This is a genomic window from Variovorax sp. GW821-FHT09B01 (assembly GCF_059418345.1).
Window position 1 is genome coordinate 1,403,366 of the sequence record NZ_JBWKPQ010000001.1, and the last position, 26,179, is coordinate 1,429,544.

The 26,179-nt window shown below is 70.7% G+C and carries 15 protein-coding genes; 3 read left to right on the top strand and 12 right to left on the bottom strand.

Annotation, left to right across the window (positions count from 1 at the left end; translation table 11 throughout):
• Positions 1 to 64: 64 nt before the first annotated feature.
• Positions 65 to 622 (bottom strand): TetR/AcrR family transcriptional regulator, encoded by a 558-nt coding sequence (locus AC07RV_RS06230; protein WP_296786542.1) that lies wholly within the window; start codon positions 620 to 622, stop codon positions 65 to 67.
• Between the two features lie 90 nt (positions 623 to 712).
• Between AC07RV_RS06230 and AC07RV_RS06235 the strand changes: the two genes are divergently transcribed.
• A complete protein-coding gene (locus AC07RV_RS06235; protein ID WP_296786545.1) occupies positions 713 to 2,041 on the top strand; it encodes an alpha/beta hydrolase family protein in 1,329 nt (442 codons plus the stop codon).
• A gap of 38 nt (positions 2,042 to 2,079) precedes the next feature.
• On the opposite strand, the gene AC07RV_RS06240 is transcribed toward AC07RV_RS06235, so the two are convergent.
• The 6 genes from AC07RV_RS06240 to AC07RV_RS06265 form a co-directional block, all read right to left on the bottom strand.
• Positions 2,080 to 2,895, bottom strand: a complete 816-nt coding sequence (locus tag AC07RV_RS06240; protein ID WP_296786547.1) for a GntR family transcriptional regulator — start codon at positions 2,893 to 2,895, stop codon at positions 2,080 to 2,082.
• Positions 2,896 to 2,967: 72 nt separating this feature from the next.
• A complete protein-coding gene (locus AC07RV_RS06245; protein ID WP_093346614.1) occupies positions 2,968 to 3,474 on the bottom strand; it encodes a nucleoside deaminase in 507 nt (168 codons plus the stop codon).
• Positions 3,475 to 3,501: 27 nt separating this feature from the next.
• Positions 3,502 to 4,602 (bottom strand): ABC transporter ATP-binding protein, encoded by a 1,101-nt coding sequence (locus AC07RV_RS06250; protein WP_208510783.1) that lies wholly within the window; start codon positions 4,600 to 4,602, stop codon positions 3,502 to 3,504.
• Positions 4,603 to 4,609: 7 nt separating this feature from the next.
• A complete protein-coding gene (locus tag AC07RV_RS06255; RefSeq protein WP_296786557.1) occupies positions 4,610 to 5,440 on the bottom strand; it encodes an ABC transporter permease in 831 nt (276 codons plus the stop codon).
• Entirely contained in the window at positions 5,437 to 6,348 is a 912-nt protein-coding gene (locus AC07RV_RS06260; RefSeq protein ID WP_296786560.1) for an ABC transporter permease, read from the bottom strand. The genes AC07RV_RS06255 and AC07RV_RS06260 overlap by 4 nt, the downstream gene beginning before the upstream one ends.
• A gap of 11 nt (positions 6,349 to 6,359) precedes the next feature.
• Positions 6,360 to 7,496: an ABC transporter substrate-binding protein gene (locus AC07RV_RS06265; RefSeq protein WP_296786563.1), complete on the bottom strand. Its 1,137-nt coding sequence runs from the start codon at positions 7,494 to 7,496 to the stop codon at positions 6,360 to 6,362.
• Between the two features lie 245 nt (positions 7,497 to 7,741).
• Between AC07RV_RS06265 and AC07RV_RS06270 the strand changes: the two genes are divergently transcribed.
• Complete coding sequence (locus AC07RV_RS06270) at positions 7,742 to 8,368, top strand: flavin reductase family protein (protein ID WP_296786565.1); 627 nt, start codon at positions 7,742 to 7,744, stop codon at positions 8,366 to 8,368.
• On the opposite strand, the gene AC07RV_RS06275 is transcribed toward AC07RV_RS06270, so the two are convergent.
• The 5 genes from AC07RV_RS06275 to AC07RV_RS06295 form a co-directional block, all read right to left on the bottom strand.
• Positions 8,365 to 9,000 (bottom strand): RNA polymerase sigma factor, encoded by a 636-nt coding sequence (locus AC07RV_RS06275; protein WP_296786568.1) that lies wholly within the window; start codon positions 8,998 to 9,000, stop codon positions 8,365 to 8,367. The genes AC07RV_RS06270 and AC07RV_RS06275 overlap by 4 nt on opposite strands.
• A gap of 120 nt (positions 9,001 to 9,120) precedes the next feature.
• Positions 9,121 to 22,203, bottom strand: coding sequence for a filamentous hemagglutinin family protein (locus AC07RV_RS06280; RefSeq protein WP_296786571.1), 13,083 nt, complete (start codon positions 22,201 to 22,203; stop codon positions 9,121 to 9,123).
• A gap of 208 nt (positions 22,204 to 22,411) precedes the next feature.
• Entirely contained in the window at positions 22,412 to 23,410 is a 999-nt protein-coding gene (locus AC07RV_RS06285) for a FecR family protein (RefSeq protein ID WP_296786572.1), read from the bottom strand.
• Positions 23,411 to 23,515: 105 nt separating this feature from the next.
• Entirely contained in the window at positions 23,516 to 24,040 is a 525-nt protein-coding gene (locus AC07RV_RS06290; RefSeq protein ID WP_296786574.1) for an RNA polymerase sigma factor, read from the bottom strand.
• 2 nt (positions 24,041 to 24,042) lie between these two features.
• Positions 24,043 to 24,690, bottom strand: coding sequence for a TonB family protein (locus AC07RV_RS06295; RefSeq protein ID WP_296786577.1), 648 nt, complete (start codon positions 24,688 to 24,690; stop codon positions 24,043 to 24,045).
• A gap of 229 nt (positions 24,691 to 24,919) precedes the next feature.
• On the opposite strand from AC07RV_RS06295, the gene AC07RV_RS06300 reads away from it, so the two are divergent.
• Complete coding sequence (locus AC07RV_RS06300) at positions 24,920 to 26,062, top strand: type 1 periplasmic-binding domain-containing protein (protein ID WP_296786579.1); 1,143 nt, start codon at positions 24,920 to 24,922, stop codon at positions 26,060 to 26,062.
• Positions 26,063 to 26,179 lie beyond the last annotated feature (117 nt).

The window sequence follows — 26,179 nt, forward strand, 5'->3', positions numbered from 1 at the left end:
CGTAAGCAAAAATGCCCTGGGGTTTACCCCGGGCCGGCATGGCCCAGGCCCCGACACACGCGCCTCAGCCCAACAGCCGGTCGACCAGTTTCTCGGCGTAGTCCGCGTCGGCAGGAGCACCGAACAGCGCCCGCATGTAGAGAGGGGCGAGCACGTGATCGAGCACATCGGCCACCGGCGGCGCCGCCTCCGCGCGCTCCCGGGCGCGCTCCAGCATCGCCGCGATCTGCCTGCCCCGCGGCTGCAGCGGCTCGGCCCCGGAAGCCTTCCTGCCGGCGCCAGCCGAAGCCGCATTCGCGGCCAGGGCCTGAAACAGGACGGACTCGCCGCTCGCGATCTGCTGCGCGGCCGCGCGGGCCCAGGCGCACAGGTCGCCGCGCAACGACCCGGTGTCGGGCATCGGCTGCTCGCGCATGAGTTGCCCGACCGCCGCTTCCGCGATGAGTGCCCGGACATCGGGCCAGCGACGGTAGAGGCTGGTGGGCGCCACGCCCGCGCGCTCGGCCACCTCCGCCATGGTGATGGCCTCCCCCTTGCGCTCGGCCATCAAGGCCGTCGCGGCCTCCAGGGCCGCCTCCTTAGTGCGGGCGGTGCGCCCGCCCGGACGGGATCTGACAGTCATTTTTTGCCCTTGTTAATGAAACTATTATTGCGTTAAGAAAGTTGCCCTGCTATCGTTTACAGCGTCAACAACTTTACGAGAGACATACCCATGCATCGACGTTCCATCCTGGCCGGGCTTCCATTCGCGGCAGCGGCGCTCGCAGGCGCGTTGCCGGCGACCGGCGCGAGCGCCGCCGCCCCGGCGGCACAGGGCGCATCCGAAGCGGCAGCGCCACCGCTTTTCGCGGACAACGCCCAGTTCTGGTTCGAGACCGAACGGATCTTCGGGAGCAGTTCCTATGGCGTGGCCCAGTTCGGCGAGGTCCTCGTGACTTCGCAGGCCATCGAATCGGGCAACTACGACAGCTGGTACACGCAGTGGAACGCCACGGCCGACCGCATCGCCAAGGAAGCGGCCAGCCAGCTCGCGCGCGGCCACCGCGTGAGCGCCCGCGACGGCTACCTGCGCGCGGGCAACTACCACTCCTATGCCGAGTTCTTTCTCCACGAGAACCCCGAGGACCCGCGCGTGAAGCGCGCCTTCAAGCTGGGCGTCGAGTGCTACCGCACGGCCGCCTCGCTCTTCGAGCAACCGATCACGCCGGTCGAGATTCCGTACGAGAACACGACGCTGCCTGGCTACTTCCATCGCGTCGACCGCTCGAGCAAGCGTCGCCCCACGCTGATCCTGCACACCGGCTTCGACGGCTCGGCGAGGGAGATGCACCACACCAGCGCCCGCGCGGGCGTCGAACGCGGCTACAACGTCCTGGCCTTCGATGGCCCCGGGCAGTACGAAGCGTTGCGCCGCGGCCTGGTGTTCCGGCCGGACTGGGAAAAGGTCATCACGCCGGTGGTCGACTTCCTGCTCAAGCAGCCCGGCGTCGATCCCAGGAAGATCGCGCTCATGGGCGAGAGCCTCGGCGGGCTGCTGGCGCCGCGCGCCGCCGCCTTCGAGAAGCGCCTGGTGGCCGTCATCGCCAATGATGGCCTCTACGACTACGCCGCGCCGCATCTCGCGCGCTTCCCGGCGGATCGGCAAGCCACGATCCGGGACGAGCTCAGGTCCGAACACGCGCCCGAGATCGACCAGCGCCTGGAGGCCGCGATGAAGCAGTCTCCCACCGCACGCTGGGCCATCCATCACGGCATGTTCGCGACCGGCGCAAAGACGCCGCGCGAGTACTACGCCAAGGTGCTCGACTACAACGTCGCGAACGGGATCGCCGAGAAGATCAGTTGCCCGACGCTGGTGTGCGAGGCCGAGGACGACATGTTCTTCAAGGGCCAGCCGCAGATGCTCTATGACCACCTGACCTGCCCCAAGACGCTGATCCGATTCACCCGCGCCGAAGGTGCGGGTGCGCACTGCCAGGTCGGCAACTACCGCTTGTCGAATGCGCGCATCTTCGACTGGCTGGATGAGACGCTGGCCTGAGCTTCCTGCGGGACGTGGCCGTCGGCTCGCCGCAGCCCCTATCCCTTCTTCCGCGGCCGCCCGCGCCCGCCGCTCTTCGCCTTGGGCACCGGAACCGCCGCGGCCTCGGCTTCCAGGCCGGTGCCCGCCGACGCCGACGCATAGCGCGCCAGCACGTCCCGGATGTCCACGCCCGCGCGGATCGGCGGCAGCGCGCGGTCGGCCACCGCTTCGAGGTGCCGCTGCATCACGTCGGCGGCCGTTGCGAAATCGCCCTTGGCCAGGGCATCGACGATCTCCGCGTGCTCGGTCACGGCGCATTCGCTGGAATGCGGCCGGCCATAGGTCGCGAGGATCAGCGAGCAGCGCGAGACCACCTCGCGCACATAGCGTTCGAGCAGCTGGTTGCCCGTCATCGCGGCGAGCTGCAGATGGAACTCGCCGGCCAGGCGCATCGAACGCACGGCGTCGCGCCCCGAGGCCTGCTGCTCCTTGACGACGTGCGAGCGCAGCGTGGACTCGTGCGCCGCCGAGAGCTTGCCCGACAGCGTCTGCACCACCGTGCGCTCGAGCCCGTTGCGCACCTGGAAGATCTCGCGGCCCTCCTCGAGGCTGGGGTTGGCCACGAAGGCGCCGCGGTTGGGCTTGAGCTCGACCAGGCCTTCGACCGCGAGCCGGCCCAGCGCCTCGCGCGCGATGGTGCGGCTGGCGCCGAAGCTCTCGCCGATCGCGTCCTCGGGCAGGCGCGCGCCGGGCTGGAGGCTCTGCTCGATGATGGCCAGCCGCAGGGCCTCGTGCACGGTCTCGGTCCGCGTGCGGCCGAGCTTGTCGTCGGGGGCGGTGGCGTTGCTCGGCGGGCGTCTGGAGGGTGGCACGGGGCTCGGTGTCGCGTGGCGAAAGGATCGGGAAACGCGATTATTGCGCCCGCGGCCGTGCCGGTGCCCCGCTCAACGGGAAGGTTGCGGCAGCTTGCGCGGGGCCGCCCAGGCCTCGAGGATCTCGATCGCATCCCAGGGCAGGTGCTGCTCGGCGGGCGTCAGGCCTTCGGCGAGCGTGGCACCGGCCACGCGGCGCAGCTCGTCCACGTCGATGGGATGGCGTGCCGCCACGGGCAGGCCCTCGAAGGCCGCGCCCGATTGCGCGAGCGTGGCGGCATGGAACAGCCGGCGGATGCCCGCCACGCGCATCGCGGCCACGCACATCGCGCATGGCTCGCACGACGAATACAGCTCGCAGTCCGACAGGTCGACGCGCCGCAGCCGCCGGCAGGCATCGCGGATGGCCTCGACCTCGCCATGCGAGGTCGGATCGAAGTGCGCGACCGAATGGTTGAAGCCCTCGCCGACCACCTGGCCGTCCTTCACGATCACCGCACCGAAGGGTTCGGTGCCGGGTTTCGCGAGTGCCTGCGCGGACAAGGCCAGCGCCTGGCGCATGAATCTCTCTTCGTACATGTGTGCTGCTCCAAGGTTGATAGGTCGTCAGGCGTTGCGCGGCAGCAGCCACGCATGCCTGGGGTCCCAATGCAGGCCCACGCGCCGGCCCGGCGCGAGCTCGAGCGACTCGATCTCGTGCTGCTGCTTCTGGACCCGGAACTCGTGCCCGCCCGGCAGTTCGATGAAGACCGTCTGCGTGGAGCCGACGAACTCCAGGCCCAGCACGGCGCCCTCGAGGCGCGAGGCCCCCGCGGGCGCCTCGGCCTCCGACGGCCTGAGCGACACGCGATCGGCCGCCACCACGAAGCTCACGTCGGCGCCGCGGTCCAGCGCGCGCCGCGCCGGTACCGCGAAGCTGCCGAGCGCGCCGTCGACGCGCGCCCAACCTTCGGCATCGAGCGCGCCCACCGTGCCGGTCAGCAGGTTGTTGGTGCCGATGAAGTCGGCCACGAAGGGGTTCACCGGCGCGCGGTAGACGTCCTGCGGCGCGCCTACCTGCTGGATGCGACCCTCGTTCATGATCACGATCCGGTCGGCCAGCGCGAAGGCCTCCGACTGCGCATGCGTCACGTAGACGAAGGTGATGCGCAGCTCGCGGTGCAGCCGCGCGAGCTCGGTCTGCATGCGCACGCGCAGGTGCGCGTCGAGGGCGCTCAGCGGTTCGTCGAGCAGCAGGATCGAGGGCTCGGTGACCAGCGCCCGCGCGATGGCCACGCGCTGGCGCTGGCCGCCCGAGAGCTGCGCGATCTGCCGGTCGCCCATGCCGGCGAGCCCCATGCGGCCGAGCCAGTCGAGCGCGCGCTTGCGCCGCGCCTCGGCGCCCAGGCCCTTCATGCGCAGCGGAAACTCCACGTTCTGGGCCACCGTGAGAAAGGGGAACAGCGCCAGGCTCTGCCACACCATCGGCGTGTCGCGCTGGTAGGCCGGCACGTCGCGCATGCTGCGCCCGCCGATCAGGATGTCGCCGGAGCTGGGCTGGTCCAGCCCGGCCAGCAGCCGCAAGGTGGTGGACTTGCCGCAGCCCGAGGGCCCCATGATGGCGACGAACTCGCCGGCCGCGATGTCCAGGTCGATGCCGCGCACGGCGTGGTGGCCCGCGAAGCGCTTGTCGAGCGCGCGCAGCGAAACGTAAGCGTCGTTGTTCATCCAGTCCTCACTCGGTTGCGGTGCGCGCGGCCGGTCGTCCGGCCCGCACGCCCATGAAGCGCTGCGCGAGCAGCACCAGCGCCACGCTGACCGCCAGCACCACGGTGCCGATGGCGTTGATCTTCGGACTCACCTGGCCCTGCAGCAGGTTGAGGATGCGCACCGGCAGCGTCTCGTGCACGCCGCCGACGAACCAGGCGATCATGAATTCGTCGAACGAGACCGCCGCCGCGAGGAAGAAGGAAGCGATCAGCGACGACCGGCAGAACGGGATCACGACGCGCACCAGCCCCGTGGCCGGCGATGCGCCCATGTTCCAGGCCGCCTGCTCCATGTCGGGCCCGAGTTCGCCGAGGCGCAGGCGGATGATCGCCATCGAGAACGAGGTCGCGATCGCCACGTGGCAGGCGACGATGGCCTCGAGCCGGCCGAACAGGCCGATGCGCGACAGGAAGGCCAGCATCGCCATGCCGAGGATGGTGGCCGGCACGGCCGGCGGAATGGCCACCAGCATCGCGAAGGCCGACTTGCCGCGGTAGCGATAGCGGTGGTCGAGGTAGGCGGCCGCGAAGCCGAGCACGGTCGAGAGCACCGCGGTGCCGAGCGCGACCACCAGCGTGTTGACGAAGGCGTCGCGCACCATCTCGTCGTCGAGGATCGCGCGCTGCCACTGCAGGCTGAAGCCGCCCCACGGGATCGTGGGGTAGCGGTTCGCGTCGAACGAGAACACGACGATGACCAGCATCGGCGCCGCGATGAAGGCGAACAGCAGGGCCAGCCAGGCGTACTGCACGGCGCGCGAGATCTTCCTGGCGCGCGCGTGGTCGATGCCGGTCATCCGGCGCTCCTCGCACCCAGGCGCCGGGCCAGCCCCAGCACGAGGCCGAGCAGCGCCAGCATGCAGACGCCGATCACCGAGGCCCGCGGCCATTGCGAACCCGACTTGACGGTGTCGACGATCAGGATCGACAGGGTCGGCGGATTGCTGCCCGTCATGAACACCGGGCTCACGTAGTCGCCGAAGGCCAGCAGGAAGGTGGTCGAGCCCGCGAGCACCAGCGCCGGGCGGATGGCCGGCAGCAGCACGTGGCTCACCACGCGCAGCCGCCTGCAGCCGAGGTTCTCGGCCGCCTCGACCAGCGAGGCATCGACACCGCCGAGCGCGAACACCAGGATCAGCACCGCGACCGGCAGGCTCAACGTGAGCAGGCCGATCTGCAGCGACAGCGCGCCGCCCAGCAAGGGCAGCGCCGGCACGCCGAATGCGCCCAGCAGCGTGTTCGCGAGCCCCTCGGGGCTCAGCACGATCTGCCACGCATAGATGCGCAGGATGTAGCTCGAGAACACCGGCACCAGCAGCGCCGCGATCGCGGCGTCGCGCCAGCGCGCGGGCAGCCGGAACGCGATGGTGTAGGCAGCCGGGAACGCGATCGCCAGCGCGAGCACCGTGGCCGTGGCCGAGACCGCGAGGCTGTGCAGCGCGGCCTGGTGGAAGCTCGATGCGCCGAGGATGCGCGTCCAGTTGTCGAGCGACAGCGCCGGCTGCAGCTTGAAGGAGCGCACCTGCCAGAAGGTGACGACCACGAGAAACAGCAGCGGCGCCGCGAAGAAGACGAGCTGCCACAGCAGCACGGGCAGGCCGAGCAGCACCGGCACCGTCCTGGGCGAGGGACCGCGGCGCGCGCTCCCGCGGCCTCTGGCGGGCACGGGAGCGATCGCCATCGATGGCGTGGAGGAGGCGTTCATGGTGCGCGCGCTCAGAGACTCTTGAACTGGCTCCACGCGTCGTTCCAGTCCTCGATCGACTGCTTCGAGGGCAGCTGGCGGAACTGGATCTTCTTGGCCTTGTACTCGTCCATCACGTTCGGCCCCTTGAGCGTCATGCGCAGGATCTCGGCCTCCTTCGGCTTGGTCTCGTTGAGCAGCTTCCAGCCCGCCATCGAGGGAATGCTCTTCTTGTTGTCGGCCTTGGTGGCCATGCGCACCTGGCCTTCGGGCGAGGTCGTGTACTGGATGAACTTGCGCGCGAGGTCGCGCTTGGGCGTGCCCTTGACGATCGACAGCGACTCGGTCCACTGCAGCCCGCCCTCCTCCGGGATGATGGTGTCGACCGGCACGCCGTTCTGGCGCAGCCCGAGCGTGATCCATTCGCCGATGCCGGGCACGAGCTGGGCGCGGCCATTGGTCATCGACGAGAAGATGTCGGCGATGGTGTAGAAGCCCGAGGCCTGCGGCTTGAGGCTGAAGAGCTTCTTCTTCACGGCCTCGAAGCGCGCCTTGTCGATGTCGAAGGGCGGGCGGTTGCCGTTGGCCAGGCTGATCGAGCCCATCGACGGCAGGTACCAGTCGAACAGACCGACCTTGCCCTTGGCCTTCTCGCTCCACAGCGCCGCATAGGAGGCCACCTCCTTGGGCGTGAAGGCCTTGGTGTTGTACGACAGGCCCAGGTAGCCGAAGTCCGTCATGACGCCGTAGAGCTTGCCGTCGAACCAGTGCAGCGGGAATTTCTGGAACTCGGGCCAGTAGTCCTTGAGCGGATAGTCGGCGGGGTCGAGCGCCTCGATGAAGTCGGCCTCGTGCAGCAGGTGCATGTACTCGGCGTCCGCGAGCACGACATCGAAGCTGCCGGGCGGCGACTGGTTGATGACGGCCATCATCTGGTCGCCGCCCACGTATTCCTTGATGCGCACCTTCACGCCATGGGCCTTCTCGAAGGCCTCGATCAGATAGGGATCGGCATTGCCGGGCCAGGAGAGATAGTTCAGCACCTGGGGCGACGCCGCATCGGCCGGAGTCCAGGCCGCGCCGGCGGCCGCGGCGCCGGCGGCAAGGCCGGCTTGCAGGAAGGTGCGACGGCTGAGATCGCGCGGGGGCGGAAGCGGGGCAGCGGACATGACGACTCCTTCAGAAAGGGTGGAACACGGATTGCATACGATATTTGCCGCATGCATCCTTCATGCCAAGGGCCACCGGCCGCGAAAATTCTTGAATTCCCCAACGAAATCGACTGATCCTCCCGCATTCACCGAGCCATACACTGCACAACAATGAAGCCTCTAGCGCACATGAACGCACCATTCGCATGCAGAATTAAAAACAAATTGCATGCGATTTCTTAAATAACCGACGCCCAACCTCCATGGAAATCGACTTCCAGACCCTCGACCCCTACGCCCGCTACAAGCTGATGGCGAGCCTCATCGTCCCGCGGCCGATCGCGCTGATCACCACGCTCGAGCCCGAGGGCACGGTCAACGCCGCGCCCTTCAGCATGTTCAACATGGTGGGCGAAGACCCGCCGCTGGTGTTCGTGAGCATCAACCGCCTGCACGACGGGCGCATCAAGGACACGGCCGCCAACATCCTGCGCACCGGCGAGTTCGTCGTGCACCTGACCGACGAGGCGATGGCCGAGCAGATGCATGCCTGTGGCGATTCGCTGCCGCGCGGAACCAGCGAACTCGCGCATGCCGGATTGCATGCGATCCCGTCGAACAGCGTCGCGCCGCCGCGCATTGCCGAGGCGCCCGTGGCCTTCGAATGCGTGTTGCACGAGACGATGGAAACCGAGAGCCGCTACGTGTTCTTCGGCCGCGTGAAATGGCTCGCGGTGCGCGACGGGCTCGTGGACGCGGAGCGCTGGCGCGTGCAGCTGCAGGACTACCGGCCCGTGGGGCGCTTCGGCGCGAGCTTCTACGTGGGCACGCAGCAGCGCTTCGCGCTCGGCGCCGCCGCCTCGGCGGGCAGCGCCATCGACCAGCTCTAGCGTCTCACCTCAGCATCGGCGCGCCAGTGCCGGCGCGGCCCGCTGACGCCCACGCACACCTTCTGGCCCGAGACCTCGGCGCAGTGGTCGAGCGCCTGGCGCAGGGTCGTGTCCACGCTGCGCAGCGACATCTGCAGCCAGTCGGCCACTTCCTCGCGCGTGCGCTCCTCGATGCGCAGCGCCACCAGCACGGCGCGATGCCGGCCCGGCAGGCGCTGCAGCGCGCGGTCCATCGCACGCATGTCGGAACGCTTCTCGACGATGACGTCGGGCCCCGGAGCGGGATCGGCCATCGCCTCCGGTGCCACCGCCTCCTCGCCCGCCGGCTGCCAGAACCGGTTGCGGCGCAGCCCGTCGATGGCCACGTTGCAGGCGACGCGGTACACATAGGCCTGCGGACTGCGCGTGGGCACCGGGGCCGTGAACTCGCCCAGGCGCAGCCAGGCGTCGTGCAGGCAGTCGCTCGCCAGGTCCGGGCAGCCGAGCTTGCGCACCAGGCGGCGCTTCAGGCTCTCGTAGTGCATGACCAGCACCTCACGCAGCGCGAGGCCGTCGTCGATGCCGCCGGGGGGCGCCGCGTCCGCGTCGGCGGGCGCGGCAACGTCCAGATACTGCATAACGCTCAGGTCCATGGCCGTTCGATCTCCGCATTCAGGGGTTGCAAACTCCGCCGCTGCCGCGCGCAGGGGGCCGCCCTCCGCCCCGCGGCAAGCGGGAGCGGAGGAGGCAGGCAGGCAGGCGTGGAAGAAGGCCTAGCGGCCTTGCCGCAGCAGGCGCCGCTCTTCGTTGCTCAGCATCGACAGCACCGAGGCATCGAAGCCGCCGCCATGGCCGAGCACCTGGACCGGAATCCGCGCGTCGGGGCCCGTCGGGGCCGAGGAAGAGAGCGAGCCGGTCTGCGGCGTCGGCTTCTTCTCGTCGCCCGGGCTCGTGCCCGCCGGCTCGTTGCCGAAGCCCAGCACGCGCACGGTGAACACCGAGGGCAGCGCCTGGCGCGCGGTGGCACGTTCGCGCTGCACCGTGTCCTGCGCGGCCATCGCGGCTTGAGAAGCCGCCGCGCTCGCATTGGTGAGCGCACCCACGTTGACCGAAGCCACCACCGGCAGGCCCTTCGACTCGCCCTTGACCTGGATATTGGCGGCGTTCACCACCTGCAAGGCCGCGAGGTTGACGTTGCCCGAGACGCGGATACCGGCCTCGCCCGCGTCGATGGTGCCCAGCGGCGCGATCAGGTCCACGTCGCCTGGCGGTACTTCGGGAATCGGATCGAGCGTCGCGATGCCCGCGCCCGTGCTCGGCACATTCGGCGACAACTTCACATTGCCCAGCGTGTCGTACTCGCGCTTGGGCGGCGTGTAGACCAGCGTGGTCTTCGAGCCGCGCCCGGCGTTGATGTCGCCCTCTTCCGACCACGCGAGGATGCCGCCGCCGAAGGTGGTCATGATGCGCGACAGGCCCAGCAGGATGCTGCCCTGGCTGAAGATCCCGATGTCGCCCGCGCCCTGCGTGACGATGCCCGCGGTCGAGGGCGGCACCTGGCCCTGCACGCCCACCACCACCTGCCCGCCGGGCGCCAGCAGCTCGATGCTGCCGCCGAACAGCGTGCGCACGCCCGAGCCGCCGAACAGGGTGATGTCGCCATCGCGCTCGATGGCCTTGCCCTCGGCATCGAGCTTCGGGAACAGCGCGGCGATCGCATCGCGCCCGCGCAGGTAGGAGCCGTAGCGTTTGCTGGCCTCGTCGTTGTATTCGCGTCCGCCCGCGCGCAGCTCGGCGAAGTACACCGTGCGCAGGAAGATGTGCTGCTGCTCGGGTGCCAGCGTGCCGAAGTAGGCCAGCGCCTCGGCGGGGCTGCCGCCGAAGCCATGGGTCTTCTTCAGCCACTCGGCCAGTTCCTGCTCGTAGGTCTTGACCACCTTGCCCGAACCCGCGAGCGCGGTGCCCTCGGGCAGCAGGTTGGCGGGATCCAGGTACTTCATCAGGCCCGCGTAGGCCGGGCCGCCGGCACCGGTGCCGGCCTGCAGCACGACGTCCGCGCCCGCGCGGTTGTCGCCCGGCACCACCTGGCCGATGCTCACGATCGTGCCCTTGTCGCCCTGGTAGATGTTGCGCCCGGCCGCGACCTCGAGCGTGCCGGGGCCGGCGATGCGGGCATTGGCATAGAAGATGTCGCGCCCGGCCTCTATCGACGAGACGTCGGTGTCGTTGGCATTCATGATCACGCTCGGCGCGCCCAGCGGGTCGTTGGCATTCCCGAGCCCGAAGCCCACGATGTCGCGCCCCGCGCGCACCTGCGCGGCCTTGGCCGCGAGGTAGGTGGCGGGCCGCGGCGCGCCGAAGGTGCTGGCCGGCTGGCTGGCGCCCAGCGTCGCGCCGACGATGTCGCCGTCGACGGCATACAGCCGGATCGGCTCGGTGTCGCCGGCATGCAGCACGCCGGCCGGCGTGTCCGCGGGCTGAAAGGCGAAGTACCCCAGCGTGGGCGAGTAGGTCGTCGGCCCGCCGACGAAGGGCGGCGGCGCGATGCGCACCAGCGTGTTGGTGCCGTAGCCGTTGATCCCGTCGATGGTCAGCGTGACGATGTTGGACGTGAAGTTCGGTGCGACCAGCAGCCAGGCGGGCTTGAACGGATTGGGCAGCGCGTCGATGCCGGCCCGGGCGCCCGACATGCCGACCAGCGCCGTCGCCTCGCCCGCGCCGCTGGCATAGATCGAATCCGAAGCCAGCAGCTCGAGCTGGCCGCCGGCCGATGGTGTCAGCTCGTAGGTGGTGGGCGCATTGCTCTGCTGCGATCCGTAATAGATGCTGCCGCTGCCGGCCACGGCCCTGAACTGCGCGGGCATCAGGGCGATGCCGTAGATGCCGCCATAGCCTTGTTCGTTGACACTGGTGCCCTGGCCCCAGAACGGCGCCAGGTTGCCGCCGGCGGCGAACAGAGAGACGGCCGTGCGCGGCGTCCACAGCGAGAACCAGCTGCGGCCCACGCCGACCTTGGTCGGGTCCGAGGCCAGCGCGCCGAGCACGGTGTAGTTGAACTGGTAGTTCCCGACGGTGCCCGGATCGAGCATGGTGGCATCGCCGTAGCCACCCAGCACCAGGTCGCCGCGGGTGCGGAAGCTGGCCGTGCCGTCGCCGGGCACGATGGCCGGACCGCCGGCGCTGCCCGCGAGGCTGGCGGTGTAGAGGTCCACGCCGCGCGGATCCTGCGAGCCCTTGACGCCGTAGGCGAGCTGGAGGCTGCCGATCGACCCCGCGTCGATCGCGATGTCGCCGCGCAGGTCGGCGAAGGTGCCGTTCATCTCGTCGGCGAGGGCCCGGCGGTCCGCGGCCGGCGCCGGATTGAGCGCTCCGCCGATCTTCAGCCGCAGGTCGCCGCCGCCGGTCTGCACCAGCGTGCCCCCAGTCACGACGCCGTCGCGGCTGGTCACCGAGGTCACGCGGCCGGTGGCGCCGACCGCCACCGTGAGGCCGCCCGCGGGCCGGGTGCCGACATCGAGGGCGTTCGGGTCGTAGGCTTCGAGCACGCCGGCATGGCCGTCCACGCGCAGCGTGACGTTGCCGCCGCCCAGCGCGCCGAAGCCGTCGAAGCCCGAGACGCCGATCAGCGCGTCGCTGCGGCCCGTGGCGGGGTTGTAGCGCGTGCCGGTCTGCACGTAGGTGCCGAAGTTGATCGACCAGGCCGGCTGCTGTCCCATGCCGTCGCCGCCCTGCGTCCACAGCCAGCTCGCGATGGAGGTGGTCTTGTCGTCCCTCAACGGTCCCCAGTCGGTCAGGTTGCCCTGCGCGGCGACATAGAGGTCGCCGCCGTGGTCGGGGAACCAGGTGCTGCGATCGTTCAGCGCCGCGTCGTAGGCGGCCACGCCGGTGAGCTTGGCGCGCGGCAGTTCGAAGGCCGCGTTGCCTCCGGGCAGCTCGCTCTGGGTGCCGGCGGTGTAGACGCCGAAGGGCGTGGCCTGGCTGAAGTCGCCGCCGGCCAGGATGTCGAGATCGCCGGTGCCGGTTCGGATCACGCTGAAGATCGGCTTCTGCGTCAGGCCGCTGATGCGCGAGTCGTCCAGCGTGATGTTGCCGGCGCCGCGCAGCGCACTGGCCGATCGCAACGCGCGCGTGTCGGCGGCGGCGAGGTCGGCGCCGCCGACCAGGCGGATCGAGGCCGACGGGCTGCCGGCCGCGAGCATCGGCGCCAGCGCCCACAGCGGCCGCGAACGCATCGACAGCACGTCCGCCGTGGTCGACACCACCGTGCCCGTGGGCAGCACGGTGCCGGCCGGCAGGTCCATCGACACGGTCAGGGTGTAGCCGCCGACGAGCACCAGGGGATTGCCCGCCTGCCAGGTGGTGGCGGCGATGTCGAAGTCGAAGGGCAGCGAGGCGCCGGTGCCCAGCGTCGTGCCGCTCGGCAGCACGGTGCCGGCGGGAATGGTCATGCCCGCGGTCCAGGTGCGCGTCGGCGTGGCGATGGTGCCCGTCGCGGTCAGCGCCGCCGACAGCGTGTAGCCCGCGGCCAGCGTCACCGCCTGCGGCAGCGACTTGCCCGCCGCCACCTGGGGCGGGGGTGCCAGCACCACGTCGGCATAGCCGGCCGTGGCCGAACGGAACACCGTGCCGGGGTAGATGACCGCGCCGTCGCCCAGGCCGTAGGCGATGTAGCTTCCGGGGCCGAAGCTGGTGCCGTTCCAGTTCCAGTCGTCCACGCGTCCCGAGACCACCTGGACCGGCTCCAGCATCTCGCCCCAGGAGTTCGCGCCGCCGAAGTAGTAGACGTTCGCGCCCACGTTCGGGTCGTAGGCCGGATGCAGCACGATCTGGCGCGGCGTGGCCTCGCCCGCGCGCAGCACCTCGCCGTCGTGCAGCTCGATGTTGAAGGGCAGGGTCACGCCCACGCCCAGCGTGGTGCCGACCGCCAGCGTCGCGTTCTCCGGCAGCACGTAGTCGGCGTTCAGCTTGGCGCCCGCGAGCAACAGCACCGTGAAGTCGTCGGGCGAGCCCTTGGGCTTGCCGAAGCCGTCGGTGATGCTGCCCTTGATGTCGAGGTCGCCCGCGGCGCGCACCGTCAGTGCCATCGGCTCGCCGTGGCCGTAGCGGTAGTCCGCGAGGTCGATGTCGCTGGCGATCGTCAGCTTGCCGCCCGAGGCCTCGCTGCTGACGATCTCCACGCCCGGGCGCAGGTGGTAGGCATCGCCATAGGCCTTCAGGCCCGCCAGGCGGCCCTGCAGCGCGCCGTTGGCGAGCGCGTTGGCGTAGAAGACCTGGCTCTTCGCATCGATCTGGTTCAGGCCGACGGCGCCGGCCGGCACGTTGTCGGCGCCGGTGTCGCGCACGATGGTGCCCGCGGCATCGGTGGGCGCGTAGGTCCAGAAGCCGTTCACCGCGATGCTGGCCGCGCCGCGCACGTTCACCTGGCCCGAGGCATCGACCAGGATGTCGCCGCTCGTCTCGGTGGCGCGCCGCGCATTGAGCACCACGCGCCCGAAGTTCACGCCCGGCGCCGACACGTCCAGCGTGGTGCCGTCCTCCAGCCGCAGCCAACCCTGGGCCGACGTCAGCTCGATCGCGCCGCGGTTCAAGGCCTCGATGGGCTGGCCGTAGCTGTCCACCTGCAGCAGCGTGCCGTGCGCATCGAGCACCGCGCCGCCCGCGAGGCGCAGGTCGTCGCGCGCGGCCAGGCGGATGCTGCCGGGGCGCTCGCCCGAGGCGTCGATGCGGCCCTTCACCGTGAGGCTGCCGCCATCGACCGAGACCGTGACGTCGCGCGCCTTGAGCTCGTCGCCGATCTCCAGGTTGCCCTGCTTGAACGCGAAGCCGCGGCTGCCGAGGAAGCCGGCGTCGGTGAGCCGGGTGTTCAGGGCCGCGAAGTCGCTCGTGAGCGTGGCGGCGCTGTCGCCGATGCGCTGCGCGCGCAGGTCGATGCTGCCGCCCGCATGGCCTTGCGCGCCGCTGCCGCGCAGCGTGCCGTCGAGGCGAACGACGCCGGCATCGGGCCTGGCATCGGCGCCGTCGTTCAGCGCCGAGACGCGCAGCGTGCCCGCGTCCTCGTGCGCGGCCGACACGTCGATCGTCGAACCCTGCGCCTGCAGCACGTTGCCGTGCCGGCTCTCGATGACGATGTCGCCGCCCCAGGTGTTGCGCACCTGATCGAAGAACGAGAGGCTGCGGCCCGACACGTCGAGCCGCGAGCCCGCGGCCAGCGTGATGTCGCCCTCGGCCGTCAGCGTCAGCTTGCCGGTGGGCAGCACGATCGCCGAGGCGATGTCGATGCGGCCCGCGTGCAGGTCGATCTGGCCGCCGACCTTGTCGGTGGTGCCGGCCGCCGCGCCTTCGGGCGAGGCGATGCTCAGCGCGCCGCCGGCGTACAGCCCCAGCACAGCGCCGGGCTCGGCCGTGAACAGTGGCGTGTTCAGCCGCACCGTCGCGCCGGTGCCGGCGTAGGTGGCGGGATCGAAGGCGGTGCTCGGATCGGCGCCGTTCTGGTAGATCGAGACCGTGCCGTTGGCATTGCCGACGATGCGCTCGCTGGCGTTCAGCGCCACATCCGAGAAGCCCAGCATCAGCCGGTCGAAGCGCACCGAGCTGTTGGGCTGCGCCGGTGTCGGGTAGCCGAACACGATGCTGTTCGCGTTGACCTCGAAGCGGCCGCTGCCCGGGCCGCCCGCCATCACGGCACCCGGCGCGGCGCTGCCGTACAGCGGCCGGCTGGCGTTGTCGTTGATGACCTTCGTGAAGGTGTCGTTCCACACCAGCGTGTCGGTGCTCAGGCGCACCGTGTCGCCGGCCGCGCCATAGCCGTAGATCGCGGGGCTGTTGAACACCAGCTGCTTCAGGTGCGACTTGCCGGTGGCCGGGTCGATGGTGTCGAGGTCGACCGTGCCGAAGAAGTTGATCGATTTGCCCGCGCTCAGCACCAGGTTCTCGATCGCGGGCACGCCCGCGGCGCGATTGCCGGCGAACAGCGTGTCGAGGATGCCCTGGTCCAGGCTCATGCCCGCGGGCAATTGCGCCACCGCCGCCAGCGCGGCCGCGGTGCCGATGTTGAACGAGGGCACGGCGAGCGACAGGTTGCGCGTGCCGATCTTCGGCGTGCCGACCAGCGACACGCCGAGGTCGGAATAGAAGCCCACCGTGCCTTCGGAGTACAGCGCCACGCCGTCCTTGAGCTCGATGTTGCTGCCGTACAGGCCCGAGGGCGCATCGAGCGTGAAGGTGCCGTTGGACACCAGCAGGATGGCCGTGCTGCCGAAGGGCGAGGCCTTGGGGCCGAAAAGAAGGCCGTTGCGCGAATCGAGCCAGCTCGTGCCCTGGCCGAGCGTGCTGATGCTGGCGCCCTCCTCGAGCGTGATCTTGCTGGCGGCGCCGAGCACCACCTGTCCGCCGGTCAGCGTCACGCCGCGCTCGAGCACCAGGTTCTTCGCCATCAGGCCTTCGTTGCCGATCACGCCCTGCAGGGCGATGTTCGGCGTGGTGACGTTCGGCATGCCGCCGATGTAGAGGTTGGGCGCCTGCAGCTTGCCGATCTCCGAGGCCGCCACGGCGATCGTGGTGGCGTCGTTGCGCGTGGCGCTGCCGTCGGCGGTGATGACGAGGTTGGTGCCGGCGGGATCGGTGTAGACGCCGCCGAGCAGCGAGAAGGCGCCCGGATAGCCGCCCCGGGCGGCCGAGAAGTCGGCGCGGCCGTTGAACACCAGCGCGCTGGCGTTGGCGTTGTCGGGCGCGACGCGGGCATTGAAGATCAGCTGCTTGCCGTCGATCTCCAGCTGCGGGCGCAGGGTGCCGAAGGTGTTCGCCCGCGCGAACTGGAACTGGTCGTAGCCCTGCTCGTTGTAGCTCGAGTAGGTGCGCAGCGTGGTGCCCGGCGTGACCGTGACCATGGTGCCGAGCGAATCGCGGATGGCGGTGTTGGCGATGCCCTGCACGCCGGTCAGCGCGTAGGAGCCGTTGCGCAGCGGCAGCGCACCCGCGAACTCCTGCACCGCACCGCCGAGCTCGACGCGGAAGGCGCCGGGCAGCAGGGCGTAGTTGGCCGGCATCAGGGTGTAGGTGCCGGCGGCCAGGCCGGGCACGCCGTCGGGAAGGGTGATCTGCTGGCCGATGCCGGGCGCCGCGCCGGTCCAGGCCGCGTTGTAGCCGCCGGGCACCGGCGCCGTCTTCGCGCCGGGCACGATGGCGTAGACCTTGCCGCCCGCCTTGAGCGGACTGAGCAGCGTGTCGACCGAGCCGCCGCGGCCGGTGACGAAGGCCGCGCCCAGCAGCTGTCCGCCGCCCGACAGGTCCAGCAGCGAGCCGGCATCGCCAACCAGCGAGGCCGCGTTGATCCGGATGCCGACCTGGCCGTTGATGCCGAGTTCGTCCTTGGTGAAGACCCCGCCGAACTGGCCCGAGCCCAGGGCCGGCTTGAGAACGTCCACGCCGTTGACGGTGTAGTTGACGCCGTCCACCGTGCCGCCGAAGGGCATCGCGAGGCCGCTGGTGCCGACCGAGGTGACGCTGCCGTCGAGCAGCTCGACCTCGCGCGTCGCGTTGAGCGTCAGCGAACCGAAGGGCGCGCGCACGACGCCGCCCTGGCGGATGACATCGGCGTTCAGCGTGAGGCTGCCCAGCACCGAATAGGGCTGCGCGGGCACGTCGCCTGTCGAGCGGATCGACAGCACGGACGAGGTCGTGGCATCGGGCGCCTTGCCCGCGCCGACGCGGGCCACGGCCACCGCGCCGCTGACCGGGTAGACCTGCGCGGCCGCCAGCTCGAGATCGCCCCAGGCGCGCAGTTCGGTCGTGCGCCCCGACGAATCGTTGAGCTGCGCCTCGGGCGCCGAGGCGGTGCCGGCGAGGAAGCGCAGGTCGCCGCTGCTCTGCAGCAGCGTGCGGTCGAACTGCATGCGCACCGCGTTGCGCAGGTCGATCAGGTCGGACTCGGCCGTGAAGCTGCCGCCGGTCTCGTGGTCGGGCAGCTTGGCGCCGCCCACCAGCGGCACCTGCGAGGACGGCGAGCGTCCCACCATCTGGACGCCGCCGTCGAACAGCAGGTAGGGCGCGGCGAGCCGCACATTGGCGCCGGCCGTGGTCTGGTAGATCAGGCCCTGCTGCAACGCGAGGCTGCGGCCCAGGCGCAGGTCGACGTCGCCGTCGAAGAAGAGGCCGGAACGCGCCCACAGCGACAGGCTGTCGAAGCCGCCGCGCGCGACCTGCGCGGCGCTCACGCGCGCCGTGCCGACGACGAAGCCGTCGTCGAGCGCGCCGGGCGCCAGGTCGGCCGCGAGGCTGCCGGGCCGGTCGTCCTGCGCCACCATGATCACGCGGCCCGGCCGGGTCAGCGGATCGATGCCGAAGGGGCCGCCGTAGACCGGCGACTCGAGCACCAGCGACAGGCTGCCGCCGCTGGCGCCCGCGCCGCCGGCCGCGGCGCGCAGCTCGCCGTCGAGGAAGAAGCTCTGGTAGGAACTGATCGTGATCGATCCGCCGTCGCTGGCCACCGTCCGCGGCGCGCGCGCGGGACCGGCGGCACCGACGCTGCCGGCCGCGACGTCGAGCACGGCGCTCGCGCCCGAGGCATCGATGCGCGCGCCCGGGCGCACGACCACGTAGGAACTGCTGGACATGACGCCGCTCGCGAGCGGGTTCTTGCCGCCCAGGCTGCCGAGCACGATGGCACCGCCGTCGAGCACGGTGCCGTAGGGCCGGCCCTGCGCGTCGAGCGCGGTGTAGGCGCGGCCCGCGACATCGAGCACCGCGTGTTCGCCGATCCACACCGACATCGCGTCGGCGGGATCGTTGTCCTCGTAGTTCCATTCGTTGGGATGGGCGATGCGCCAGGCCGCGGCCACGTCGTCCAGGTTGCGCGTGTTGACGATGGAGATCGCGCCGCCCGGCGCTACGAAGCTGCCGTCGACGGTGATCTGGCCCTTGCTGGTGAGGTCGATGCGCCGGCCCGGATCGACGCTGACCACCGCCCCCTCGCCGATCACGATGCCGCCGCTGACCAGCGGATTCGCCACCGCGCCCGCGACCGGATTGGGAATGCCGCCGGTCAGCGACAGGTCGGCGCCGGCGCGCTGCTTGAGCGTGCCCTTGAGCGCGTTCTCGGTGAACAGCGGCGGGAGGTAGAGCTGCGCGGCCTCGGCCAGCGCATCGCCGGCCAGCGACTGCTGCGGCGCGCCGCTGCCGAGGCTGGCGCCGGTGAGGCGGTAGATCGGCATCGCCACGTCGACCTTGGTGCCCGGCTTCACGACCGCCCCGGCCGCGCCGCTCAGGTTGTAGGCCGAGAAGCCCTGCTGGAAGAAGGCCTGGGCATCGGTGACCTCGAACACCGGCATGACCGACGCCGCCACCGGCAGCACGGCACCGCGCTGCAAGGCGGTGCCGGCGATGACGTCGAGGTCCATCGCCAGCACGGTGCCGGCGGCATAGGTGGTGGTGCGTCGGTAGATCGGCAGCGGTGCCGTGAAGGCATCGGCCGGCATGACGTAGCCGGCCGGAAAGGAATTCTGGATCGTCACCACGAGGTAGCCGGCCGGGACGAGGCTGCCGGCCGCATAGGCCGTCTGCACGCCCGTCACCGGATCCCTTGCGTACACGCCGTCGATCGGCGTGGTCCAGCCGTTGGGGCCAACGGTGACCGGCTTGTTGAAGGGGATGTTCACGATGGCGTTGGGCGGCACCACCGCGCCCAGCCGGATGAAGTCGCCCGAGGACACCTTCAGCTCGAAGGGCAGCGTGGTGCCGGCCGGCAGCACGAAGTCCGCGCCGACCGTGAGATCGAAGGGCGCCGCCTCGCCGGGCGCGAGCAGGCCGCGGGTCGCCAGCAGCGTGCCGCCGATGGAGATCGCCGCCGGCGTGACGATGCTGAGCTTGCCGCCGCGGGTGAAGCCGTAGGAGGCGATGGTGCCGCCGCCATCGATCACCAGGCCGCCCGCGCTGAGGCTGACGTCGCCGCCCGCGCCGCCGAGCACGCTGCCGTTCGACAGCAGCGCCGCGCCAGCCGAGGCGTCGATGCGCGAACCCGACTCGAGCTGCAGCGCGCCATTGGTGACCAGCGTCACCGTGCCGCCGTTGCGGAAGGCCGCGCCCCAGGCGCTCGCGGGGTCGAGCGCCGCGTTGGTCCACAGGCCGCGCGTGTCAATCACGACGCCGCGCTGAACCGTCAGGCCGTGGAGGTCGCCGAACAGGCCGGTGCCGCCCACCAGGCTCACGGAGCCGCCGCGCGCGCTCAGGCTGCCGTCGAGCGTGACGTTGCCCGAGGTGGTGAAGTCCATCGCGCCGCCCGGCGCCAGCGCGAGGTCGCCGCCGATCGTCAGGTCGCCGAAGGCCACCGTCTTCAGGCCGCCGAGCCCCGCGTCGTTGAGGCGGTCGCGGTTCATCCACACGAGGTTGCCCGTCTTGGCGATCGCGCTCGGCAGCTGCTCGTCCGACGGGCGCTCGTTGTCGATGCGCACGTCGGAGATGCTCTGCAGGCGCGGACTCGACCCGTCGGTCTTGAGCGTCGGGTCGTAGGTCTGGATCACCAGCCGCGCCGGCAGCGCCGCCTGCGTCTGGCTCAGCTTGTAGGCATCGCTCACCGTCAGCGGTCGCGCGTCGGTCTGCCGCGGCCCGTTGTAGACCCGCGCCTCGATGTCGCCATCGAGCAGCGCGTTGGCCGAGGCGATGACCAGCGAGCCCGCGTCGCGGCCCACGGTGTAGCCGTTCTCCATCTGCCGCTGCGGCGCGATCAGCGGGTTGTAGAAGGAGTCGGTCACGCCCCAGCGCGCGTGCTTGTCCTCGTAGCCCACGTACACGCCGCTGTAGACCAGGTCCGCCGGCGCGTTGTTCGCCGTGTAGAGCCGCCCGTCGCTGCCCTTGAGCCAGGTGTTGTGGATGGAGCCGGTCTGCACGTCGAGCGTGCCGCCCGACAGGTTGATGTTCGAGCCCGCCGCGGTGACGGTGCTGTCGCCGGCCAGGTTGACGATGCCGCCCTGCGCCGTCCATTCGCCGATGCCGTGGCCCTGGTTGCCCAGGTAGCCGCTGACCTCGAGCAGCCCGCCGGCCGTGTACCAGCGGTCGCTGTCGTACACGCCCGCGGCCGCGGGCACGCGCACGAGGCGCCGGCGGTCGACCCAGAGGTCGCGATTGAACAGCTTGCCCGCGTCGCGGTTCAGCGGCGCATCGCGCAGCTCGTTGCCCTGCACGTTGACCTTGACGTCGTTGCTCTCCATCGCCACCCGCACGCCCACGCTGCCCGACACGTCGAGCTGCGCGCCCGAACGCACGCGGATCGCGCCGAAGGTGGCCGGCGTGGTGGTGGCGACGTCCTCCCGCGTGCCGGCCGCCGCGTTGCCGGCCGACACGGCGAGCTGGCCGCCGGTGGCCAGGGTCAGCGAGCCGCCCTCGAAGTCGACCGCACTGCCGCCGACGATCTCGATGCGCGACAGGTCGCGCCGGTCGGTCAGCGTGGACAGGTTGTCGAAGTTCCTGCCGGAGGTGGCGGCCGCCAGGGCGCGCAGCTGGTCGAGTGCCGCCGAGTCCTTGATCAGCGCATCGCGCTGGGAGTCGAGCGCGGTGGTCTTGCCGTCGTCCTCGGTCACGATGGCCGTGACCGCGCCTTCGCCCATGCGCACGGTGCCCTTGGCATCGTTGGCCGAGGTCAGCAGATGGACCGTGCCGCGCGTGTTGACCGTGGTGGTGGCCACGGCCACGCCGTTCTGCCGCAGGTCGCGGCCCGTGAGCGTGATGTCGCCCTCGCGCGCCAGCAGCAGGCCGCTGTTGACGACCTTGCCCGCGGTGCTGTCGGCAATGAACTGCGGCGCGACCTCGCTGCCGCGCGTGGTGGAGAAGGTGTTGCCGTCGGTGCCCACGCCCTTGCGGATCAGGAAGCTGTCGCCCGCGGCCAGCAGTGCCTGGCCCTTGCGCGTGGCGATCTCGCCGGCGTTGGAGACCTCGGTGCCCAGCAGCATCACGTAGCCGCCGCCGTCGGTGACCGAGCGCGGCTCGGTGGTCGTGATCTTCGCGCCGGCCTGCACCTCGACCTTGCCGAGCGCGTCGGTGAAGGTGGGGGTCGCCACGCTGGCGCCGTACAGGCCGCCGCTCGTGAACTGGTTGTCGGTGATCCTGGCCGCAGCCGCCACCAGGTTGCGCACGTCGACCTGGCTCGAGCCCGAGAACACGATGCCGTTGCGGTTGGCGATCATCACCGTGCCGTCGGCCTTGATCTGCCCCTGGATCTGCGAGGGCCGCGCCTGCGGATCGTTGACCTTGTTCAGCACGCTCCAGGCCGACTGCTGCTGGAACTCCACCGTCGTCTGCTTGCCGACGTTGAAGGTCTCCCAGTTCAGGATCGCGCGGTCGGCGGTCTGCCGGATCGCGACGTTGGTGCGGCCGTTCGACACGGTCTGCACGGGCGCGTTGGCGTTGAGCCAGCCGGCGGTCAGCGAATCGGTGTCGACTTTGAGGCCGCCGTCGGCCAGGCCGTCGGGAACGGACGCCGGATCGTTCGCGGCCGCCTGCCGTGCCGCGGCCTGCGCGCCCTGCTGCGCCGCGATCGCCTGCGCCGCCAGGTTGAGGTTGCCGATGGAACGCTGCAGTTGCGCATTGGCCTGCTGCTGTTGCGCCTGCGTGCTCGTCAGGCTCGACGCCGGCATGCCGTTGGGCAGCCGGCCCGTGGCGATGGCGGTGTTCTGCGCCATGTTCTTCTGCGCCATCCAGCCCGCGCTGAACGCGCGCTGCGCATGCGCCGTGCCGAGCAGGCCGCCGGCCGCCAGCGCCATCGCGATGGCCCGCGCGATCGGCGCCCTCCGCAGATCGTGCCTCGCCCGTGGATGGTGCTTCGCCTGTGTCGCCTGCCTGGCCGCGCCGTTGCGTCCGCCTGTGCTCATGTGATGTTCCCGCCCGCTGGTTGAGTCGTTGCCACGGCCGGCCCCTCGCGCGGCCCGCCATTTCTGGAGAGAACCCGACACCGCTGCGGCTGGAAGCCGCCGATGCAAGGCCCGTCCCTTCTAGATGGCTGGCACCGCGCGAAACCCCGAAGAATTTTTTTCTCCCGGGCCGACGACCGCTGTCATGACGCGGTCATCGAATCCACCCTCAGCTCAGGATCAGCACACCGCCCGGCAACGACCGCGCGCTCAGGTCGAACGAGCGCTGGATCTGCAGCAGCGCCGCATCGAGCGCCTTGAACTGCAGGCGGGCGCTGAGGGTCTTGTGGCGCAGCGACGGCGCCATCAGCACGACGCGCCCGGGCCGGTAGCGGTTGATCTCGTCGATCACCGCGGACAGCGGGCTGCGCTTGAACACCAGCTCGCCCCGGCGCCAGGCGGCCGCATCGGCCGGATCGACCGCGACCGGCGCGCCGATCGATGCGTCGTCGTAGCTCGCCTGCTGCCCCACACGCAACGACAGGCTGCCCGCCGGATGCTCGACGCGCACCGCGCCCTCGATGCAGGTCACGCAGGCCTTGCCATCGAGAAAGCGCACCTCGAACTTCCCGCCCCCGCAGAGGCTGCGCCCCTTGCCCGCGACCACGCCGAAGGCGCGCTCGGCGGCGCGCACGTCGACCGCCGCTTCGCCGGCCAGCAGGATCAGGCCGACGGTCCGGCCCTCCGCGGCGACCTGGCGCACGCTGGTGCGGGTGTTCATCGTCACGTCGACCTGGCTCGTCAGCGCCACCGAGCGCTGCTCGCCGGCCGCGGTGCGGTAGTCCGCGTTCCATTCGTCCAGCGGCGTCCACAGCCCCAGCGGCGGATGCACCACGGCCACGCCCGCGACCGCCGCGGCGCTCACGGCCGCGCCCAGGAAGACGCGACGACCGAGCGACGACCGCTGCAGCAGGCGCTGGTGGTGGCGCGCGAGTTCCGCGCGCGTGCCCAGCAGCTTGCCGAAGGCGGGCTTCAGCAGGCGCCACTGGTCGCGCGCCTCCTCGAAGGCCTTCTGATGGCGCGGGCCGAGCGCACGCCAGCGCTGGAACGCCTGCGCATCCTCCTGCGTCGCCTTGCCCGAGGTCAGCAGCACCAGCCAGGCATGCGCGTCCTGGCGCAGCAGCTCGGGGAAATCGGTCTTGTCGGATGAATCGGAGAGGTCGCGCATCTCAGCTCCTTCGCCTCGCGCTGCCCGTGCGGTCCGTCGCACGCCTGCCTTCTCTCAAGATGGATTTCGCGCGGCGAATCCCCGAACTATTTCTTCTCGACATCTTCATCCCGGCCTGCCGTTTCGCTGCGCGAGGCGGGTCGCGCAGTAGTCCTGGCCCGCTTTCAGTTCGTATTCGACGGTGCGCAGCGACACCCCCAGGTGCTTGGCGACGTCCTGCTGCGACCAGCCCTCCCAGCGCACCAGCAGCAGGATGTCGCGCCGCCGCGCCGGCATCTTCTCGAGGATCTCGTGGAGCGCCTGCAGCTGCGAGCGGTCCTCGGCCACCCGGTCCGGTCCGGCCGCGCCGTCGGGCACCAGGTCGAGCAGCACCTGCGCGTCTTCGGCGGACAGCAGCTGCTGCTGGCCGCGCCGCGCCTCGAGCGCGAAGTTCACCGCCATCCGCATCACGTAGGCCTGCGGATTGGCGATCGGCCCCTGGATCTCGCCGCGCTGCAAACGCAACCAGGTGTCGTGCAGCGCATCGTCGGCGAGCTCGTCGTTGCCCACCGTGCGGCGCAGCCGGCGCTTCAGGTCGCCATAGCGCTGGACCAGGAAGCTGCGCAACAGCGGCAGGACGTCTTCGGCCATGGTCAGGGCACCGGCTGGCAGACGCGCGCCTGCGCGACGGCATCGAGCGGCAGCACGATCAGCGTCAGAGGCTGCCTGAGGTCGGGCGGCGGCGGCTCGACGCGCAGCGCCGAGAGCGTCGAAATCACGGCCGCGTCGCGCTGCCGGTTGCCGGTCGACGCGAACAGGCGCGCCTGGCGCACCAGGCCGGCGGCATCCACCTGGAAGCGCAGCATCGCGCGGTAGTCGCTGGGGGCGGTGCGCGGGTCGGCGCACAGGGCCTTCCACACCCCGGCCTGCACCGAGCCGTCGTAGCGGCGATGCAGCTCGGCGGGAACATCGCGGGTCGCGACCTCCGGAGCTGTCTTCAGCACGAAGGCCGCGATCCGGTCCCGGTGGCCCCCGACGTTCTCCGCCGTCAGGCCGGTTCCGGCGAGCAGCGCATGCAAAGCCGCCAGCGGCGTGTAGCGCCCTTGCACGGCCGCCGAGCTGCGGCCATCCACCAGTTCGTCGTCGAACAGCACCGACTGCCGCGCCGCGTTGGCGAACTGGTCGAGTGCGATGGGCAATGGCTGGGCCGGGATGTTGAATTCGATCTGCGACTCGCTCGATCCCGGCGCGATGGTCACGGACTCGATCGGTTGCGCATGCGCGGCGCCCGCTCCGGCCATGAGAGACAGCGAGATCAGTCTTCGTGCCAGCGCGACCACATGACCCAATAGCGGGGAGCCTGCCATTTCCTGTCGCGCAGCCGTCGATTCCAGAAGGGAGGAGCGACGCGAATCGCCCGGGGCCTGAAACTTAAGGACTCAAGACGACACTTTCGTGACAGCCTGCGAGCCCGCCGATGCAAGCGCGGCGGCGAGAACCCATGTCATAAATTCCACCTAGCATGGCCGCATGAGCCTGCATCGCCCCAGCCGCCGCCAAGTCCTTCGTGGTGCGACGGCCATGGCCTTCGCGTCGTCCGTCGGCGCCAGCTTCGCCCAGGGTTCCCGCGCCGCCGAACAGCCGGCCGTGCGGGTCACGCAGCTCATGAACACGTCGCCGAGCCAGCAGGCGCTGTCGCGCGACTACGCGACCGGCTTCCGGCTCGCGTTCGCCGAGCTCAAGGCCACGACGGGGCTCAACGTGCAGCTCAAGGCCGTGGAGGTCGGCGACTCGGACGCCGACGCGCAGGCCGCGCTCAAGGCCATCGGCGAGGACAGCGCGCAGGTCGCGCTGGTGGGCACCGTGGGAGAGCGCCTCGCGCTCGCGAGCCTCGCGCATGCGGAAAGCGGCCGCCTCGAGATCGCGCATGTCGCGCCCTGGCTCGCCGATTCGCGCTTCGATGCGAACCCGAACCTGTTCGCCCTGTTCGCCTCGCGCGAGGACCAGATCCGGCACGTGCTCAAGAACCTCGCGACCATGGGCGTGGCCAAGATCGGCATCGTGTACCCGACCGCCGCTCATGCCACGGCGCTGCAGCCGGGCATGGCGCAGATCGCCGAGCGCCTCAAGCTCGAGGCGCAGGTGCTGACGGCGCCCCAGGGCCGCGACCTCGAAGCCTTCGGCGGCCAGCTGCCCGCCAGCACGCCGTACTTCCTGCTGTTCACGGGCGATGCCATCGAGCTGGCCCTGTTCACGCGCGGGCTCGCCAAACGGGGCGTGCAGCGCACCGTGGTGTGCCTGTCCGACGTCGACACCAACACCTTCCTGCAGCTGAGCCCCGGCAAGGGCGTGCCGATCATCTTCACGCGCGTGGTGCCGGATCCGCGCACCAGCAAGGTGGCGATCGTGCGCAGCTACCGCAACGCGCTGCAGCGCTACTTCGACGAGGACCCCTCGCCGACCAGCTTTGCCGGCTACCTCGGCGGCCGTTATGCGGGCGCCGTCATCGCCGGCGCGGGCACCGAGCCTGGGCGCGCGAAGCTGCTGACCCAGTTCAAGCGCCGCGCCGCGGTGGACCTCGACGGCTGGCGCTTCGACTACGCGGGCGGCTCGCGCGCCAGCAGCCAGGTCAGCCAGATCCTGTTGAACAGCAGCGGCAACTTCGTGGGCTGAAGACCGCGGGGCACGCGGGCACGCGGGGGCCCGCCGATCGTGACGCTAAGATGCGCGCGCGGCACGGCGACGCCGGGCCGCATGCCCGTCGGCCCCGCGCCGACACGATCGAACAGG

Bases quoted from the DNA above. Each gene is read 5' to 3' on its own strand.
- AC07RV_RS06230 (WP_296786542.1), bottom strand. From the start codon at position 622: ATGACTGTCAGATCCCGTCCGGGCGGGCGCACCGCCCGCACTAAGGAG.
- AC07RV_RS06235 (WP_296786545.1), top strand. From the start codon at position 713: ATGCATCGACGTTCCATCCTGGCCGGGCTTCCATTCGCGGCAGCGGCG.
- AC07RV_RS06245 (WP_093346614.1), bottom strand. From the start codon at position 3,474: ATGTACGAAGAGAGATTCATGCGCCAGGCGCTGGCCTTGTCCGCGCAG.
- AC07RV_RS06250 (WP_208510783.1), bottom strand. From the start codon at position 4,602: ATGAACAACGACGCTTACGTTTCGCTGCGCGCGCTCGACAAGCGCTTC.
- AC07RV_RS06255 (WP_296786557.1), bottom strand. From the start codon at position 5,440: ATGACCGGCATCGACCACGCGCGCGCCAGGAAGATCTCGCGCGCCGTG.
- AC07RV_RS06260 (WP_296786560.1), bottom strand. From the start codon at position 6,348: ATGAACGCCTCCTCCACGCCATCGATGGCGATCGCTCCCGTGCCCGCC.
- AC07RV_RS06265 (WP_296786563.1), bottom strand. From the start codon at position 7,496: ATGTCCGCTGCCCCGCTTCCGCCCCCGCGCGATCTCAGCCGTCGCACC.
- AC07RV_RS06270 (WP_296786565.1), top strand. From the start codon at position 7,742: ATGGAAATCGACTTCCAGACCCTCGACCCCTACGCCCGCTACAAGCTG.
- AC07RV_RS06275 (WP_296786568.1), bottom strand. From the start codon at position 9,000: ATGGACCTGAGCGTTATGCAGTATCTGGACGTTGCCGCGCCCGCCGAC.
- AC07RV_RS06280 (WP_296786571.1), bottom strand. From the start codon at position 22,203: ATGAGCACAGGCGGACGCAACGGCGCGGCCAGGCAGGCGACACAGGCG.
- AC07RV_RS06285 (WP_296786572.1), bottom strand. From the start codon at position 23,410: ATGCGCGACCTCTCCGATTCATCCGACAAGACCGATTTCCCCGAGCTG.
- AC07RV_RS06290 (WP_296786574.1), bottom strand. From the start codon at position 24,040: ATGGCCGAAGACGTCCTGCCGCTGTTGCGCAGCTTCCTGGTCCAGCGC.
- AC07RV_RS06295 (WP_296786577.1), bottom strand. From the start codon at position 24,690: ATGGCCGGAGCGGGCGCCGCGCATGCGCAACCGATCGAGTCCGTGACC.
- AC07RV_RS06300 (WP_296786579.1), top strand. From the start codon at position 24,920: ATGAGCCTGCATCGCCCCAGCCGCCGCCAAGTCCTTCGTGGTGCGACG.